The sequence below is a fragment of the Streptomyces sp. ISL-100 genome, from assembly GCF_018614615.1.
Classification (GTDB): Bacteria; Actinomycetota; Actinomycetes; order Streptomycetales; family Streptomycetaceae; genus Streptomyces.
This window is the reverse complement of the sequence record NZ_JAGGOK010000033.1, coordinates 14,849-31,815: the sequence shown is the minus strand read 5'-3', so window position 1 is coordinate 31,815 and position 16,967 is coordinate 14,849. Positions and strand designations below refer to the sequence as shown.

General features: G+C 69.8%; 14 protein-coding genes and 4 tRNA genes. 10 read left to right on the top strand and 8 right to left on the bottom strand.

Annotated features, from left to right (window positions below):
• Positions 1-191 precede the first annotated feature (191 nt).
• The gene (locus tag J7E89_RS15030) at positions 192-1,274 is read right to left on the bottom strand and encodes a Glu/Leu/Phe/Val dehydrogenase dimerization domain-containing protein (protein WP_214973739.1); all 1,083 of its coding nucleotides are present in this window, start codon (positions 1,272-1,274) and stop codon (positions 192-194) included.
• 199 nt (positions 1,275-1,473) lie between these two features.
• Here J7E89_RS15030 and J7E89_RS15025 point away from each other — a divergent pair, with 199 nt between their 5' ends.
• Positions 1,474-2,325 carry a hypothetical protein gene (locus J7E89_RS15025; RefSeq protein WP_214973737.1) on the top strand — a complete coding sequence of 284 codons (852 nt, stop codon included), beginning with the start codon at positions 1,474-1,476 and terminating at the stop codon, positions 2,323-2,325.
• Between the two features lie 480 nt (positions 2,326-2,805).
• Positions 2,806-3,012 carry a developmental transcriptional regulator BldC gene (bldC, locus tag J7E89_RS15020; protein WP_003949541.1) on the top strand — a complete coding sequence of 69 codons (207 nt, stop codon included), beginning with the start codon at positions 2,806-2,808 and terminating at the stop codon, positions 3,010-3,012.
• Between the two features lie 379 nt (positions 3,013-3,391).
• Here bldC and J7E89_RS15015 read toward each other — a convergent pair whose 3' ends face one another.
• The 3 genes from J7E89_RS15015 to hrpA all read right to left on the bottom strand — a co-directional run bounded on the left by J7E89_RS15015 (position 3,392) and on the right by hrpA (position 7,964).
• Positions 3,392-3,616: a DUF6274 family protein gene (locus tag J7E89_RS15015; protein ID WP_214973735.1), complete on the bottom strand. Its 225-nt coding sequence runs from the start codon at positions 3,614-3,616 to the stop codon at positions 3,392-3,394.
• Between the two features lie 259 nt (positions 3,617-3,875).
• Positions 3,876-3,950, bottom strand: a tRNA-Asp gene (locus J7E89_RS15010).
• A gap of 93 nt (positions 3,951-4,043) precedes the next feature.
• A complete protein-coding gene (gene hrpA, locus J7E89_RS15005) occupies positions 4,044-7,964 on the bottom strand; it encodes an ATP-dependent RNA helicase HrpA (protein ID WP_214973733.1) in 3,921 nt (1,306 codons plus the stop codon).
• A gap of 189 nt (positions 7,965-8,153) precedes the next feature.
• On the opposite strand from hrpA, the gene J7E89_RS15000 reads away from it, so the two are divergent.
• From J7E89_RS15000 to J7E89_RS14990, 3 genes are all read left to right on the top strand, one after another.
• The gene (locus tag J7E89_RS15000; protein WP_214973731.1) at positions 8,154-8,522 is read left to right on the top strand and encodes a hypothetical protein; all 369 of its coding nucleotides are present in this window, start codon (positions 8,154-8,156) and stop codon (positions 8,520-8,522) included.
• Positions 8,523-8,722: 200 nt separating this feature from the next.
• On the top strand, positions 8,723-9,463 hold the full coding sequence (locus J7E89_RS14995) for a thioredoxin domain-containing protein (protein WP_214973729.1): 741 nt from the start codon (positions 8,723-8,725) through the stop codon (positions 9,461-9,463).
• The gene (locus tag J7E89_RS14990; RefSeq protein ID WP_214973727.1) at positions 9,460-10,299 is read left to right on the top strand and encodes a cytochrome c biogenesis CcdA family protein; all 840 of its coding nucleotides are present in this window, start codon (positions 9,460-9,462) and stop codon (positions 10,297-10,299) included. Before J7E89_RS14995 ends, J7E89_RS14990 begins: the two co-directional genes overlap by 4 nt.
• A gap of 39 nt (positions 10,300-10,338) precedes the next feature.
• Here the strand turns inward: J7E89_RS14990 and J7E89_RS14985 are convergent.
• The 4 genes from J7E89_RS14985 to J7E89_RS14970 all read right to left on the bottom strand — a co-directional run bounded on the left by J7E89_RS14985 (position 10,339) and on the right by J7E89_RS14970 (position 12,355).
• Positions 10,339-10,415 (bottom strand) — tRNA-Phe (locus tag J7E89_RS14985).
• Between the two features lie 22 nt (positions 10,416-10,437).
• A tRNA-Asp gene (locus tag J7E89_RS14980) sits at positions 10,438-10,512 on the bottom strand.
• Between the two features lie 38 nt (positions 10,513-10,550).
• Positions 10,551-10,623: transfer RNA gene (locus J7E89_RS14975), tRNA-Glu, on the bottom strand.
• A gap of 181 nt (positions 10,624-10,804) precedes the next feature.
• Entirely contained in the window at positions 10,805-12,355 is a 1,551-nt protein-coding gene (locus J7E89_RS14970) for a metallophosphoesterase (RefSeq protein ID WP_214973725.1), read from the bottom strand.
• Positions 12,356-12,441: 86 nt separating this feature from the next.
• Between J7E89_RS14970 and J7E89_RS14965 the strand changes: the two genes are divergently transcribed.
• From J7E89_RS14965 to J7E89_RS14945, 5 genes are all read left to right on the top strand, one after another.
• The gene (locus J7E89_RS14965; RefSeq protein WP_028815096.1) at positions 12,442-12,804 is read left to right on the top strand and encodes a metallopeptidase family protein; all 363 of its coding nucleotides are present in this window, start codon (positions 12,442-12,444) and stop codon (positions 12,802-12,804) included.
• Between the two features lie 38 nt (positions 12,805-12,842).
• Positions 12,843-13,289 carry a CrcB family protein gene (locus J7E89_RS14960; RefSeq protein ID WP_308315485.1) on the top strand — a complete coding sequence of 149 codons (447 nt, stop codon included), beginning with the start codon at positions 12,843-12,845 and terminating at the stop codon, positions 13,287-13,289.
• Positions 13,286-13,648, top strand: coding sequence for a CrcB family protein (locus J7E89_RS14955; RefSeq protein WP_214973721.1), 363 nt, complete (start codon positions 13,286-13,288; stop codon positions 13,646-13,648). Before J7E89_RS14960 ends, J7E89_RS14955 begins: the two co-directional genes overlap by 4 nt.
• A 175-nt stretch (positions 13,649-13,823) precedes the next feature.
• Positions 13,824-14,345: a hypothetical protein gene (locus J7E89_RS14950; RefSeq protein ID WP_251060566.1), complete on the top strand. Its 522-nt coding sequence runs from the start codon at positions 13,824-13,826 to the stop codon at positions 14,343-14,345.
• Positions 14,346-14,574: 229 nt separating this feature from the next.
• A complete protein-coding gene (locus tag J7E89_RS14945) occupies positions 14,575-16,884 on the top strand; it encodes a DEAD/DEAH box helicase (RefSeq protein WP_214973718.1) in 2,310 nt (769 codons plus the stop codon).
• The last annotated feature ends 83 nt before the right edge of the window (positions 16,885-16,967 follow it).

Below are 16,967 nucleotides of genomic sequence, written 5' to 3'. Positions count from 1 at the left end.
ACCTGCTTCCGCGGCCATACGGTACGCCGCCCGCACGCAACGCCTCGGCACAGAACCTTCGAGGAGCCCCGTCCTCGCTGGTCAACTGCGATTTTAACCTCTTCTTGAGGGTCGACCCGCCGACGGGGGTGAGTCATGTCTCGTCATGTCCCACCAATGTCACACCGACGGCGGGCCGGCCCTCCCGCGGGTCAGCTCCGGCGTGCCTCGGCCATCCTCTGCTCGGCGATCCTGTCGGCCGCCGCGGCTGGCGGAATGCCGTCCGTCTTCGCACGTGCGAATATCGCCAGCGTGGTGTCGAAGATCTTCGCGGCCTTCACCTTGCACCGGTCGAAGTCGAAGCCGCGCAGCTCGTCGGCGACCTGGATCACGCCGCCGGCGTTCACCACGTAGTCGGGCGCGTAGAGGATCCCGCGGTCCGCGAGGTCCTTCTCGACGCCCGGGTGGGCGAGCTGGTTGTTGGCCGCGCCGCACACCACCTTCGCCGTGAGCACCGGGACGCTGGTGTCGTTGAGCGCGCCGCCGAGCGCGCACGGGGCGTAGATGTCGAGACCCTCGACGCGGATCAGCGCCTCGGTGTCCCGGGCGACGGTGACGTTCTGGTGACGGTCGGTGATGCGGCGTACCGACTCCTCCCGTACGTCCGTGATCACGACCTCGGCGCCGTCCTCCAGGAGGTGCTCGACGAGGTGGTGGCCGACCTTGCCGACGCCCGCGATGCCGACCTTGCGGCCGCGCAGGGTCGGGTCGCCCCACAGGTGCTGGGCCGAGGCCCGCATGCCCTGGAAGACGCCGAAGGCGGTCAGCACGGAGGAGTCGCCGGCGCCGCCGTTCTCGGGGGAGCGGCCGGTCGCCCAGCGGGTCTCGCGGGCGACGACGTCCATGTCGGCGACGTACGTGCCGACGTCGCAGGCGGTCACGTAACGTCCGCCGAGGGAGTCCACGAACCGGCCGTACGCGAGGAGCAGTTCCTCGCTCTTGAGCGTCTCGGGATCACCGATGATCACGGCCTTGCCGCCGCCGTGGTCGAGCCCGGCCATGGCGTTCTTGTACGACATGCCGCGCGCGAGGTTCAGCGCGTCGGCGACTGCCTCTTCCTCGCTCGCGTACGGGTAGAAGCGCGTGCCGCCGAGGGCCGGGCCCAGGGCGGTCGAGTGGATGGCGATGACGGCCTTGAGGCCGGAGGCACGGTCCTGGCACAGCACGACTTGCTCGTGGCCGCCCTGTTCCGATCGGAACAGGGTGTGCAGGACGCCGTCGGTTGCGTCGGTCACGGTGGTGACTCCCAAGTACGAGGCGGCTTTGCCCTCCTGCGGGTGGGGAGGGCTGATGAGCAAGAGAGTAAGACCTGGCGGGCCGCGGGCGTGCGGCAGTGCTGAGGATCACCCCCTGGCGGAGTACGCGTGGGACGATTTCTCTCCGGTTTCCTATCCGGTTCTTTCAGGTTTTCTCCGGTCCGAGTGAGGAGCAGGCGTGGCCCAGGAGTCATCGGTGATCGTCCCGTACGTCTCCTGTCTGCGGGTGTACGAGCCGCTGGCCGCCTTCCCCGAGCCGGAACGCGGCCACTGGACGCAGTACGCGAAGCGCGAGCGGCTGCCCACCGCGCAGGACGAACTGAGGCGTTCCCTGGCGGACTTGCTGCCCACCCCGCCCGTCCCGGTTCCGGTCCACGAGAGCGGCGACGCGTTCGTGACCGAGGTGGACGGGGTGGTGTGCGTTTGTCCCTGGCGGACCAGGCTGCGCGGCTGGCTGGCGCTCGAGGAGCTGCCCGAGCTCTTCCCGGAGCCGCTGCTGGACGCGGCGCTGCCGCCACTCGTGCGCCGGCAGGCGGCCGCGGACTTCGAGCGGTGGCTGGAACGCAACCCGGACGCGCGCCCGTGGATCAGGAGCTCGGTGTGGCACGTGCCGGTGCGCTGGTTCGTGCTCTTCGGGGGCGAGGAGCGGGAGTACGCGAAGGCCGAGGGGGAGGCGGCGGCCGTACTGCGCTACCGGACGCCCATGGCCCAGGCGCGGCGGCGGGTGGCGCGGGCGCTGAAGGCGCTGCGGGAGAACCTCGACGAGGAGGCCGGGCAGCCGCTCGTCGACGGCCTGGTGGATGTGGGGCGCTGGCTGGAGGAATTCCACCCCCGTTCACTGGTTGAGCTCGATTACGGCGGCCTGGCGCTCGTACTTCCCGAGGAGCATCTGGCCGAGGACGTCTCGGCGGCGGACGTGGCCGGGGGGATCGCGGCGCTGAAGGCCGGGGACGCCGCGGCGGCTGGGGAGGCGTACGGACGGCTCACGGAGCGGTGGCGGGTAGTGCGCGAGCGCCAGTTCGCGAACTGAGGGCGGCCGGGTGATGATCGGCGGCTCCGGCGCGCCGGGACGTAGGTCCTGATCCGGGCCTTTGCCTCAAGCGTGACGGACAGCACTAAGCGGGCTCTTGCGCCCATCGCCCACCCTCATGCCAAAATAGGACAAGGAGTCCGGCGAGGGCTCCTTCTGTCCACCTACGGGCAGAATAGCTCTGTAATGCGCGCTATGAGGGGTCTGGTGGCTCCTGATCGCTCTGTGACTGATCGTCACTGTGACGTGACTGTCCGCTATGGCATGGTCCATCGGCTTCGTCGCTGATGAACACCTGGGAGGGCAATTCCATCGGTTTGGCCGACGTGGCTGGACGGATGGTGTAGTTGTAGTGCCGAGGACAAGCCGTTCGTCCTATAACCGACTCGGCCCGCGTCCGCCATTTCGGGCAACGCGGGTCAAGGTGCAGAATTTAGAGGAAAGAACCGTGATGGTTCGGTTCTCCCGAGGAGGCCGCTCATGACCGCTCGCACCCCTGACGCCGAGCCGCTGCTGACCCCGGCTGAGGTTGCCACGATGTTCCGCGTGGACCCGAAGACGGTCACGCGCTGGGCCAAGGCAGGCAAGCTCACGTCCATCCGCACTCTTGGTGGACACCGGCGTTACCGCGAGGCAGAGGTCCGCGCACTGCTTGCGGGTATTCCGCAGCAGCGCAGCGAGGCCTGAACAACCGCATAACCCCGCTTAATCGGGCATTCCTCCGGGTCCCCCAACTCGGACGCCCACCTGAGCACCACACGACAGGCGTCTGCCCCAACAGGCGCCACATCCATGCAAGACGGGTGCGTCGTTGATCGCGCTGGACTCCGCCGGGTCCAGCGCGATCTTTTTTGTGCCCGCGCCGGAGTGCCCGCCGACCGCTCTGACCTGCGGTCGGCCGGCCTTTCGGGGGGCTTTGGGCGACCCCTTCACAGACGTGCAATTGCACATATTAAATTGAGCGGTTGTAGGGAGGGTGTAAGTGCACCAGTTTCCAAAACTCGTGCGGTGACACCCGTCACAGGGCTCAACTCTTGTTTATTCGGGGCCTACCAGCGATAGGGGATCACGGAGCCGGGGAACCGTTGTCCTCGGCGTCCGCAGCGCCCTCGGCAGTCTGGTCGGTGGGCTCGACTTCCCCGACGGGCTCGCCCGGTTCCGGCTCCATGGCCAGCCGCAGGAGCCGGTGGCAGATGGGGCAGTGCCGAGTGAGGTGGCGATAGCCCGTCGAGGCCGCCAGATGGGCGCGTAGCAGTGCGCGCGTCTCGTGCCTGGCAGTGGATGCCGCCATTGCGTCACCTCCCCGGTGCGGGCCCCCGATGCCCTGATGCCTGGGTACCGGTGGCAGATGGCGCAGTCAAGACGCAAGAAGGCCCGGATCCTTACGGATCCGGGCCTTCTGTACTTCATTCGGTGCGGTCCTGACGGGATTTGCTGCATCTGATCGCGGCCTCTGGCCGCGGGCGCGGCCTCCGGTGGTGCCCCGGGGCGTGATCCGCAGCGGAAAGCACGAAGGCCCGCATCCAGGGATGCGGGCCTTCGTGTCCATGCGGTCCTGACGGGATTTGAACCCGCGGCCTCCACCTTGACAGGGTGGCGAGCACTCCAAACTGCTCCACAGGACCTTGCTTCGCTTTGCCGTACTGCGTGGCGCTGCGAAGACAGACTGTACAGCAGGTCAGGGGGTGCGGGCGAACTCACTCAAGGCGACGGAGGAGTTACGGCGCCGCCGCGTCGATCGCCTTCACGATCCGCTTGTCCGAGACCGGCTGGGGCGTCCCGAGGGCGTGCGCGAAGTAGCTCACCCTCAGCTCCTCGATCATCCAGCGGATGTCCAGGACTTCCTGCGGCACGGGCCTGCCCCGCGGCAGCTGCTCCAGCAGCCAGGCGTACTCGTCCTGCATCTCGTGGACCTTCTCCATGCGCGTGGTGTCGCGCTGGACGGCCGTGGGCATCTGCTGGAGTCTGCGGTCGACGGCGAGGAGATAGCGCATCAGGTCGGGCAGCCGGCGCAGCCCCGTCTTCGTGACGAACCCGGCAGGCACAAGGGCCGCCAGCTGGTCGCGTACGTCGGCGACGTTGTTGACCAGGGTCAGGCTGTTCGTGGCCTTCAGGCGGCGCTCGCACGCCTGCCAGGCGGCCAGGATCTGCTGGACCTGGTTCACCGTGCGTACGGTCGCGTCCACGAGGTCGGCGCGGACCTTGTCGTACAGCTTCCGGAACGATTCCTCGTCCCAGGCCGGGCCGCCGTGGTCCGCGATCAGCTTGTCGGCGGCAGCGGTCGCGCAGTCCTCGAAGAGGGCCTGGATCGAGCCGTGCGGATTGCGCGAAAGGGCCAGTTTGGCCTGATTGCTGAGCCTGTCGGAGGCGAACTTCGCCGGATTCACCGGGATGTTGAGCAGGATGAGCCGGCGCGTGCCCCGCCACATCGCCTGCTGCTGCTCGGCCTCCGTGTCGAAGAGCCGCACCGCGACACTCTCGCCCTGGTCGACGAGGGCCGGGTAGGCCCGGACCGGCTGCCCGGCTCTCCTCGTCTCGAAGACGCGGCTGAGCGTGCCGATGGTCCAGTCCGTGAGGCCCGTACGTTCGATGGACTCGCCCGATGGTCCCGCGGTCGCCGCGGCGGCCTTGGAGAGCGCCTGACGGGCCTTGGGGCGCAGCTTCAGCCGCAGCGCCTCCAGGTCCTTGTCCTCGGCGAGGTTCCTGCGGCGCTCGTCGACGATCCGGAACGTAATCTTCAGGTGGTCCGGAATGCGCGAGAGATCGAAGTCGTCGGCATCAACCGGGACGCCGACCATGCGCTTCAGCTCGCGCGCGAGCGTGAGCGGCAGCGGCTCCTGCAGGGGCACCGCCCGGTCGAGGAACTTGCGGGCGTAGTCCGGCGCCGGGACGTAATGCCGGCGGATCGGCTTCGGCAGGGAGCGGATCAGCTCGGTGACTACTTCCTGGCGCAGGCCGGGGATCTGCCAGTCGAAGCCCTCGGAGGTGACCTGATTGAGCACCTGGAGCGGGATGTGGACGGTCACGCCGTCCGCGTCCGCGCCCGGCTCGAACTGGTACGTCACCCGGAACTTGAGCTTCCCCTGCCGCCAGCTGTCCGGATAGTCGTCCTTCGTGACGGCCCCGGCCTTCTCGTTGATGAGCATCTCGCGCTCGAAGTCGAGAAGTTCGGGCTCTTCGTGCTTCTTGTGCTTCCACCACGAGTCGAAGTGCGCGCCGGAGACGACGTGTTCGGGGATGCGGCGGTCGTAGAAGTCGAAGAGCGTCTCGTCGTCCACGAGGATGTCGCGGCGGCGGGCGCGGTGCTCCAGCTCCTCGACCTCGGTGAGGAGCTTGCGGTTGTCCGCGTAGAACTTGTGGTGCGTACGCCAGTCACCTTCGACCAGTGCGTTGCGAATGAAAAGGTCGCGGCTCGTCTCCGGGTCGATCCGGCCGTAGTTCACCTTGCGCTGGGCGACGATCGGGACGCCGTACAGCGTGACCCGCTCGTACGCCATGACGGCCGCCTGGTCCTTCTCCCAGTGCGGCTCGCTGTACGTGCGCTTGAGGAGATGCTGGGCGAGCGGCTCGATCCACTCCGGCTCGATCTTCGCGTTGACCCGCGCCCACAGCCGTGACGTTTCGACCAGCTCGGCGGACATGATGAAGCGGGGCTGCTTCTTGAACAGCGCCGAGCCGGGGAAGATCGCGAACTTGGCGCTGCGGGCACCGAGGTACTCGTTCTTCTCGGTGTCCTTCAGCCCGATGTGGGACAGCAGGCCGGCGAGGAGGGACTGATGCACGGACAGCTCCGGTGCGTCGTCCTCGTTGACGTGTATGCCCATCTGCTTCGCGACGGAGCGCAGCTGGGTGTAGATGTCCTGCCACTCGCGAATGCGCAGAAAGTTCAGATACTCCGACTTGCACATCCGGCGGAAGCTGGAGGAGCCGCGCTCCTTCTGCTGCTCGCGGACGTACCGCCAGAGGTTGAGGAAGGCGAGGAAGTCGGAGGTCTCGTCCTTGAAGCGGGCGTGCTGCTGGTCGGCCTGCTGCTGCCTCTCGGAGGGCCGCTCGCGCGGGTCCTGGATGGAGAGCGCGGAGGCGATCACCATTACTTCGCGTACGCAGCCGTTCTTGTCGGCCTCCAGGACCATGCGGGCCAGCCGGGGGTCGACGGGCAGCTGGGCGAGCTTGCGCCCCTGCTCGGTGAGCCGCTTCTTGGGATCCTTCTCGGTCGGATCCAGCGCGCCGAGCTCCTGGAGGAGCTGGACGCCGTCGCGGATGTTGCGGTGGTCCGGCGGGTCGATGAACGGGAACTTCTCGATCTCGCCGAGACCGGCGGCGGTCATCTGGAGGATGACGGAGGCCAGATTCGTACGCAGAATCTCGGCGTCCGTGAACTCGGGACGGGTGAGGAAGTCGTCCTCGTCGTACAGCCGGATGCAGATGCCGTCGGACGTACGGCCGCAACGGCCCTTGCGCTGGTTGGCGCTGGCCTGGCTGATCCGTTCGATCGGCAGGCGCTGGACCTTGGTGCGGTGGCTGTACCGGGAGATGCGGGCGGTGCCCGGGTCGATCACGTACTTGATGCCGGGGACCGTGAGCGACGTCTCGGCGACGTTGGTGGCCAGGACGATGCGGCGGCCGGTGTGGCGCTGGAAGACGCGGTGCTGCTCGGCGTGCGACAGGCGGGCGTAGAGGGGGAGGACCTCGGTGTGGCGGAGGTTCTTCTTGTTGAGCGCGTCGGCTGTGTCGCGGATCTCACGCTCGCCGGAGAGGAAGACGAGGACGTCGCCCGGCCCTTCGGCCTGGAGCTCGTCGACGGCGTCGGCGATCGCGGTGATCTGATCGCGGTCGGAGTCGTCGCTGTCGTCTTCGAGGAGGGGGCGGTACCGGACCTCGACGGGGTACGTACGGCCGCTGACCTCGACGATCGGCGCGTCACCGAAGTGGCGGGAGAAGCGCTCGGGGTCGATGGTCGCCGAGGTGATGACGACCTTGAGGTCCGGGCGCTTGGGGAGCAGCTGGGCGAGGTAGCCGAGGAGGAAGTCGATGTTGAGCGACCGCTCGTGGGCCTCGTCGATGATGATCGTGTCGTACGCGCGCAGGTCGCGGTCCGTCTGAATCTCGGCGAGCAGGATGCCGTCCGTCATGAGCTTGACGAAGGTGGCGTCCGGGTTGACCTGGTCGGTGAACCGGACCTTCCAGCCGACCGCCTCACCGAGCGGGGTCTTCAGCTCGTCCGCGATGCGTTCCGCGACGGTGCGGGCGGCGATGCGGCGGGGCTGGGTGTGGCCGATCATGCCCTTTACGCCGCGGCCGAGCTCCATGCAGATCTTGGGGATCTGGGTGGTTTTGCCGGAGCCGGTCTCGCCTGCGACGATCACGACCTGGTGGTCGCGTATCGCCTCCGCGATGTCGTCCTTGCGCTGGCTGACCGGCAGTGACTCCGGATACGTGATCTCGGGCATCCGGGCAGCACGCTGCGCCAGGCGGGCGGCGGACTTCTCCGCCTCGGCGGCGATGTCGTCCAGTACGGCCTGGCGGGCGTCGGGCTTGCGGATGCGACGGGCGCCGTCGAGACGGCGGCCGAGCCGGTGGGCGTCGCGGAGCGGCAGCCCTCCGAGCACGGTCTGGAGGTCGGCGAAGGAAGTAGACATACCTGATTCAGGATCTCACCCGCCGCTTGCGACTGGCGAACCGATTTCCGCGGGGCGGGTGCGCGGGAGCCTTTACGCTCTACAAGACGCCCCCGGACAGGAGATCCACAGCCAATGCCCCAGGTCAGGCCGCAGGTCAGGCCCCAGGTCAGGCTTCAGGCCGGCCGAAGGTGCCGCGGTGCGGCGACCGTGAGTGCGCTGCTGGGGATGCTGCTCGCGGTGGCTGTGCTGCTGATGTGTACGGACACGGGGGCCGGTGGCGCGCCTGCCGCGGGGGCTCCGGTGGAGGCTGGGGCGGTTGTGGCGCCGGGTGCTTTTCCCTCCCCCGAAGAGCGGGAGCCCGGTTGCAGTGAGCGGCACGGGGACGGCGTGGGGAGCGTTCCCGCGGCGCCGGGACGGGGTGGGGCGGCGTACGAGCTGCTGCCCGCTCTGTACGACGCCAGGGCCGGGGCCGGCTCCTGGGGCGCCGACGCCGTGGTCCCGGATCTCGCCCCTGACCACTGGCCACCGCCGGTGGCCCCACCGACGCCGATGGATCTCTCGATCCTGCGGGTGTAGGCCGCCGCTTGCGGCGGGCTTGGTTCCCCACCCCCCTTCCCGAACTGGGGCAAGCCCCAGCCCCCGGACCACAAAGACGCCCTCCGGGCGTGTCCGGGGCGGAGCGCCGGTTCGCGAAGGGGCGGGTGGGGGACAAATGCCCCGCCCCACCGCCGGCCCACTTCCACCTCCCGCATTCCATCCAGGAGTACCGAACACCCATGACCTCCTCCCGTTCCCGCTCCAAGCCCGTCGCCATAGGCGCGGCCGTCGCCGCCGCAGCCGTCCTGCTCGGCGTCGTCTCGTACACCGCCACCAAGCCGCCCGGCGAGAGCCGCACCGCCGTCTCCACCGACGAGGTCTCCGCCGATCCGCAGGCCGGCGTCTACCCCGAGCTGGCGAAGCTCGCCCGGCGCGACGCCAAGGACGCGCTCGCGCAGGGCAGGGCGGACGCGCCCGTCGTCCTCATCGAGTACGCCGATTTCAAGTGCGGCTACTGCGGAAAGTTCGCCCGCGACACCGAGCCCGGCCTCGTGAAGAAGTACGTCGACAACGGCACCCTGCGCATCGAATGGCGCAACTTCCCGATCTTCGGCGAGGAGTCGGACGCGGCGGCCCGCGGAGCATGGGCGGCCGGGCAGCAGGGCCGCTTCTGGCAGTTCCACGCGGCCGCGTACGCCGACGGCGCCAAGGAGAAGGGCTTCGGCGACGCCCGGCTGAAGGCGCTGGCCGAGGAGGCCGGGGTCAAGGACCTCGCCCGCTTCACCCGGGACACCGGCAGCGAAGCCGCCGTGAAGGCCGTGAAGAAGGACCAGGAGGAGGCGTACCAACTGGGCGCGACCTCCACGCCGTCCTTCCTCGTCAACGGCCGGCCGATCGCCGGCGCGCAGCCCGCGGAGACCTTCACCACGGCCATCGAGGCGGCGGCAAAGGCAGAGAAGGCAGCGAAGGCCGCCGAGTGAGCGCGGACATCGGGTATCTCGCCGCCTTCCTCGGTGGGCTGCTGGCCCTGCTCAGCCCGTGCAGCGCACTCCTCCTCCCGGCCTTCTTCGCGTACTCCATCGACTCGGCGTCACGCCTGATGGCCAGGACCGGCATCTTCTACGCCGGACTGGCCACCACCCTCGTGCCGCTGGGCGCGGCCGGCTCGTACGCCGGGCGGCTCTTCTACGGGCACCGCGACCAGCTCGTCCTGGCCGGCGGCTGGCTGATCATCGCGCTCGGCGTCGCGCAGATCCTCGGCAGAGGCTTCGCCTCACGCCGTATCGCCGCCCTCTCCGGGCGGATCCGGCCGACGACGGCGGCCTCGGTGTACGCCCTGGGGGCCGTCTACGGCCTGGCGGGGTTCTGCGCGGGTCCCATCCTCGGCAGCGTCCTCACGGTCGCGGCCGTGAGCGGCAGCCCGGCGTACGGCGGACTGCTGCTGGCCGTCTACGCGTTGGGCATGGCCGTGCCGCTGTTCCTGCTCGCGCTGCTCTGGGAACGGTTCGAGCTGGGGAAGCGGCAGTGGCTGCGGGGGCGGGCGTTCAAGGCCGGGCGCTTCGAGCTGCACACCACGTCGCTGCTGTCCGGGCTCTTCTTCATCACGCTGGGCGCGCTCTTCCTCGTATTCGACGGGACGACCGCTCTGCCCGGCCTGCTGGACGTGGACGACTCGTTCGCCGTCGAGGAGTGGGTGAGCGGGCTCGGGGAGTCGGTGCCGGACGCGGTGCTGCTGACCGGCGTGGTGGCCGTGGCGGGAGCGACGCTCGCCGTGCGGGCCTGGCGCCGCCGCCAGGCACCGACCGAGGAGGGATAACGCGAAAGGCCCCCGTCCAGTGGGCGGGGGCCTTCGAAGTGGTGGCTGGGGCCGGGATCGAACCGGCGACCTATCGCTTTTCAGGCGATCGCTCGTACCAACTGAGCTACCCAGCCACTCGGATCTCGCGATCCGCAGCGGTCCTGACGGGATTTGAACCCGCGGCCTCCACCTTGACAGGGTGGCGAGCACTCCAAACTGCTCCACAGGACCAAGCGTGGTGCGAGACAAGTCTCGCACACAGTTGTGCGTGCCCCCAACGGGATTCGAACCCGTGCTACCGCCTTGAAAGGGCGGCGTCCTGGGCCACTAGACGATGAGGGCAAAACAGCTAGTGTTGCTGCTTCTGCGTCTGTCGCCCCCCAGAGGAGGAGACGTGAGAAGCATGTGACTCCGCTTCCCCTCAAGAGGTTCCGCTTCTTCTTCAACCTCTGGGGTCTCAGAACGGTCAAGCCCTGACCGGCGCCCTTAGGCACGTCGGAGACTCTACTACGGCGTTTCGGTGTCAGCCAAACCGAATAGGCGAAGGGGTCGCTCCGGGCCTGTTCTCCTCCGGGAGGTGGCGGCTGACCTCGGCCGTTGTGAGGCCCAGGCCGCCCAGGGTGACCTCGTCCCACGCCTGCAGCCGCTTGGTCGTACGGTCCAGATAGAGGACCGACGTACGGACCTTCTCGGGCTCGTCGTTCTGCAGCGCCCGCAGCCCGCCGCCGCCCGTCGAGCCCTCGATCTTGAGGCGGGTGCCGTGGTCGAGGACCTCGTTCTTGCGGTTGTGGACGTGTCCGGCCAGGACGAGCGGAACCGTGCCGTCCGTTTCGCGGGCCGCGACCGGGTTGTGCGCCACCGCGATGTCGACGGGCGTGCCGGCGCGCCGCTGGTCGCGCAGGGCCGAGGCGAGGCGGATGCCCGCCATTCGTTCCGCCGGGTCGCCCTGCGCCTCGACCGAGCGGTCCGGCGTGAACTGCGGATCACCCGTGCCCGCCACCCTGAGCCCCGCGACCGTGACCGCCTTGCCCTCGTCCAGGACGTGTACGTCGTCCCCCATGCCTTCGAGGTAGCGCTGGGTGGCGAGCGAATCGTGGTTGCCGCGGACCCAGACGTACGGAGCGCCGAGGTCGGGGATCGGGTCCAGGAATCCGTTCTCGGCGGCGGTCCCGTGGTCCATGGTGTCGCCGGAGTCGATGATCACGTCGATGTCGTACTGCTCGACGAGCGAGCCGATGATGTGCCACGAGGCCGGGTTCAGGTGGATGTCCGAGACGTGCAGCACGCGCATCGTGGCCGGGTCGGGCCGGTAGGTCGGGAGGGTCGAAGTGGCGTCGTACAGCTTCGTCACATTGGTGACCAGGCGCGCCAGCTCCTTCTGGTAGACGTCGAACTCGCTGACGATGCTGCGCGCGTTGCCAACCAGGGAGGGCGCGGAGGACAGGAGCCCGGAGAACTTGGGCTCCAGGACCGACTTCGGGTTCCAGGTTGCGTACGCGCTGATGCCCGACGCCGTCAGCAGGGCGAGCGCGAGGCCGCCCGCCGCCAGGGCGCGGCGCGGGCGCCGGTAGACGGCGAGCCCCAGGGCGGTGGCGCCCGACACGACGGCGACGCAGGAACGTACGGCCAGGTCGGTCGTGCCGTCGGCCACGTCCTGGGTGATCTCTTCCTGGAGGCCGGAGAGGCGTTCGGGGTGCTCGACCAGGGCCTGGGAGCGGACCGGGTCCAGCTGGTCGACGTCCACGTCCAGGCGTAGGGGGGCGATGTGGGTGTTGAGTTCGAGGGCGCCCAGCGGGGAGACGTTGATCTTCGTGCCGCCGGCGGTGGACGCGCGCAGCGTCATGGTGGTGTCCATCGGGCCGACCGGCGTACGGACGCTGCCGACGATCAGCAGGCCGAGCCAGGCGCCGACGAGGACCACCGCGGCGAGGCCGAGCACCCGTGCGTAGGGGTGCGGGGTGTGCACGAGGGTGCTGGTGGGGTCGGGGTGACGCGAGCGGTAGTGGCGTTGCAGCCCGGTCAGCGGCCAGGGCAACGGCCAGGTCGGCTTGGCTCGGAACGGGGCGCGGACCATTGGTCCCGTATGCCCATCCCGGCGGGGCCCCATGCCCACCGGTGCTCAGCCCACCCCGTCGCACGGATTTACGTGACAATGGCCGGGTGCTGGAGATGACGCGTGAGGAGTTCGAGGAACTGGTCGCCGAGGCGCTGGACAGGATCCCGCCGGAGCTGACGCGACTGATGGACAACGTCGCGGTGTTCGTGGAGGACGAGCCGGCTACGGACGATCCCGACCACGGTCCCGATCTGCTGGGCCTGTACGAGGGGACCCCGCTGACGGACCGTGGCGAGTGGTACGCGGGCGTGCTGCCGGACCGGATCACGATCTACCGGGGGCCGACGCTGCGGATGTGCGAGTCCCGGGAGGACGTCGTCGCGGAGACGGAGATCACGGTGGTCCACGAGGTGGCGCACCACTTCGGGATCGACGACGAGAGGCTGCACGCGCTGGGGTACGGGTGAGTGACGCGGCGGGTTCTGGTGGTGGTTCCGGTGGTGTGATCGATCCGGATGTCGATCTCCATGTGGCCGCCCAGCGTGCCGAGACCGCCGGGCGCGGCAAGTGGCGGGTGCTCGCGGCGATCTCGGCGGGCGGTGTGCTGGGGGCGCTGGCCAGGTACGGGGCGACGGTTCTGTGGCCCGGGAGCGTCTGGACGATCTTCGGCGTCAATGTGGTGGGGTGCGCCCTGATCGGCGTCCTGATGGTGCTGGTGAGCGAGCGGGGGCTCGGTCATGCGCTGGTGCGGCCGTTCCTCGGGGTCGGCGTGCTGGGCGGCTTCACGACCTTCTCGACGTACGCCGTGGATGTGGCGCGGCTGCTGGAGCGGGGGGACGGGCTCGCCGCGATGGCGTACGCCGCCGGGACGTTCGCGGGGGCGATGGGCGCGGTGTGGCTGGGCGTGGCGCTGACGCGGGCCGCCGTGGCGCGGGCGGGGGCCCCGGAATGACCTGGCTGCTGGTGGCGGTGGGGGCGGCGGTCGGGGCGCCGCTGCGGTATCTGACAGACCGTGCGGTGCAGGCGCGGCACGATTCGGTGTTCCCGTGGGGGACGTTCGTCGTGAACGCGGGGGCGAGCCTGGTGCTGGGGGTGCTGACGGGGGCGCTGGTGTCCTCGGGGACGTACGCGCTGCTCGGGACCGGGCTGTGCGGGGCCCTTTCGACGTACTCGACCTTCAGCTACGAGACGCTGCGGCTGGCGGAGCGGGGCTGGAAGTTTCTTGCTGTGGCCAATGTGGGGGCTTCGTTTCTGGTGGGGCTCGGCGCGGTCTTTCTGGGGTTCGAACTCGCGCGGGGGGCGGCGGGGTAGCGGCGCCGGCCGGCGTTGTGGCGTGTCCCTTGTGGGCCAAAGGGAGTTGGGCAGTGAAATCCCCGCCCGCCGTGCCCCGGAGGTGCGCCCCGTGCGCCAGTTGCCCCGTCATGTCCGATTGGCCCCTGCCAGATTGGCCGTTGCCGTACTCGCGGTCGCGGCGTCCGCGGGCTGCATGAGCGTGAGCGACGACGAGGAGGGCAAGCCGGCCCCGTCCCGTTCGGCGGCCGCCCGGCAGGGGGCAGCGGCGGCGGAGCCCGACGGCGGGACGGCGCAGCGCGGGGGAGGAATCGGACGTACGGGCGGACGCGGGGCATCGGGCGGCCACGACGGCGGTGACAAGGCTGACAAAGGCAAGGCCGGGGGCGACCCGTCGGCGAGCCCCGGCGCGTCGCCGGGTGCCTCGGCCGCGCCCTCGAAGAGCGCCGAGGTCCCGCCCCGGCACGGCGGTACCCCGCCGAAGCCGCGCCCCGGGGTGTCGGCGCCGACGCAAGAGCCGCCGGAGCCGACCCGGCCGCCGGAGCCGCCCGAGCCGCCGCCGGCCACGGAGCCGCCGCCTCCGGAGCCGTCCGAGCCGGGGCCGAGCACTCCGCCGCCCTCGGCGTCACCGGCGGCGGACACGCAGACGGCGGCGATGGGTACGCGGCGCGAAATGCGGCGGGAGCCGGCGGCATCACCGCAGGTGGGACCCGCTTAGGTGGGCTCGGTTTGCCATAAGGGGGGGAGGGTGCGTATGGTTATAGATCGTTTGATCCCATTGCCCGGCGCCGTTGAGTTCTCGTAAAGAACGAGGACCTGGAGCGCCCCGTGGCGCGTACTCTCCCTTACCGTGACCTGACCGCACTGAGGCGGTCGAATTTGCGATTGATTTGCGATTTCACGGAGTTTGGGCGCGTGCCGAGACTCCGAGAGGTTTCGCATTTCGTATGTCCATTTCCAGCACTGACCGCACCGCCATGCCCGAGAACGAGACGGTCGTAGAGACCGCCGTCGAGGTCATCGAGGCCGCGGAGAGCACCACCGAGATCGCCGCCGAGATCACCGAGATCGCTGAGATCGCCGAAGCCGGCGACATCGCTGAGCTCGATGACACGGTCGAGGCCGATGCCGACGACGCCAACGCCGACGTCGACACCGAGCCCACTGTGACCTTCGCCTCCCTGGGCCTCCCGGACGGCATCGTCCGCAAGCTCGCGCAGAACGGCGTCACCGCCCCCTTCCCGATCCAGGCCGCGACCATCCCGGACGCCCTGGCCGGCAAGGACATCCTCGGCCGTGGCCGCACCGGCTCCGGCAAGACGCTCTCCTTCGGTCTGCCGACCCTGGCCACGCTGGCCGGCGGTCACACCGAGAAGAAGAAGCCCCGCGCGATCATCCTGACCCCGACGCGTGAGCTCGCGATGCAGGTCGCGGACGCGCTTCAGCCGTACGGCGACGTACTCGGCCTGAAGATGAAGGTCGTCTGCGGCGGTACGTCCATGAGCAACCAGATCTACGCCCTGGAGCGCGGCGTCGACGTCCTCGTCGCCACCCCGGGCCGTCTGCGCGACATCATCAACCGCGGCGCCTGCTCACTGGCGAACGTCCAGGTCGCCGTCCTTGACGAGGCCGACCAGATGTCCGACCTGGGCTTCCTGCCCGAGGTCACCGAGCTGCTCGACCAGATCCCCGGCGGCGGCCAGCGCATGCTCTTCTCCGCGACCATGGAGAACGAGATCAGCACGCTGGTCAAGCGCTACCTGACGAACCCCGTCACACACGAGGTCGACAGCGCGCAGGGCAACGTCTCGACCATGACCCACCACGTCCTCGTCGTGAAGCCGAAGGACAAGGCGCCGGTCACGGCCGCGATCGCCGCCCGCAAGGGCCGCACGATCATCTTCGTACGCACCCAGCTGGGCGCGGACCGTATCGCCGAGCAGCTCCAGGACTCGGGCGTCAAGGCCGACGCACTGCACGGCGGCATGACGCAGGGCGCTCGTACGCGCGTCCTCGAAGACTTCAAGAAGGGCTACGTCAACGCCCTCGTCGCCACCGACGTCGCCGCTCGCGGTATCCACGTCGACGGCATCGACCTGGTGCTCAACGTGGACCCGGCCGGTGACCACAAGGACTACCTGCACCGCTCGGGCCGTACCGCCCGTGCCGGCAAGTCCGGTGTCGTCGTCTCCCTGTCGCTGCCGCACCAGCGCCGCCAGATCTTCCGCCTGATGGAGGACGCGGGCGTCGACGCCTCGCGCCACATCGTCGGTGGAGCGGGCGCGTTCGAGCCGGAGGTCGCCGAGATCACCGGCGCCCGTTCGCTGACCGAGGTCCAGGCCGATTCCGCGAACAACGCCGCCAAGCAGGCGGAGCGCGAGGCCAAGGAGCTCACCCGCGAGCTGGAGCGCATCCAGCGCCGTGCGACCGAGCTCCGCGAGGAGGCGACCCGTCTGGTCGCCCGCGCGGCGCGCGAGCGCGGCGAGGACCCGGACGAGGCTGTGGCGGAGGTGGCGAAGGCCGCCGAGGCCGAGCTTGCTGCCGCTGAGGCTGCTGCCGCTGTTCCGGCCCCGGCGCCGGAGCGTCGCGACGACCGCGGCAACTTCCAGCGCCGTGACGACCGCGGTGGCGACCGTGGCGGCGACCGTGGCGGTGACCGTGGCGGCTTCCGCGGCGGCGACCGCGGTGGTGACCGTGGCGGCTTCCGCCGCGACGACAACCGTGGTGGCGGCGAGCGTGGCGGGTTCCAGCGCCGCGACGATCGTCCGGCCGGTGGTGGCGACCGTGGTGGCCGTCCGTTCGAGCGTCGTGACGACAACCGTGGTGGCGGCTTCCGCCGCGACGACAACCGTGGTGGCGGCGAGCGCGGTGGCTTCCAGCGCCGCGACGACCGTCCGGCCGGTGGTGGCGACCGTGGTGGCCGTCCCTTCGAGCGCCGTGACGACAACCGTGGCGGTGGCTTCCGCCGCGACAACGACCGTCGTGACGACAACCGCGGTGGCGGCGAGCGTGGCGGCTTCCAGCGCCGTGACGACCGTCCGGCCACCGGTGGCGGCTTCCGTTCCGGCAGCGCCGACCGTCCGTTCAACCGCGACCGTCGTGACGACCGTCCGGCCGGCGGCGGCTTCCGCACCGGCGGCCACGACCGCCCGCAGGGCCGTCGTGACGACCACCGCGGCGCCGGCAGCACCGGCACCGGCACGGCGACCGGCTCCTTCGGCCGCCGCGACGACAAGCCGCGCTGGAAGCGCAGCTGATAGCTGATCAGCTCGGCGGAGTAATCCGCTGACCTGCGAAAGCGGGCCCGTTCTTCACGAACGGGCCCGCTTTTCTTTTCCCT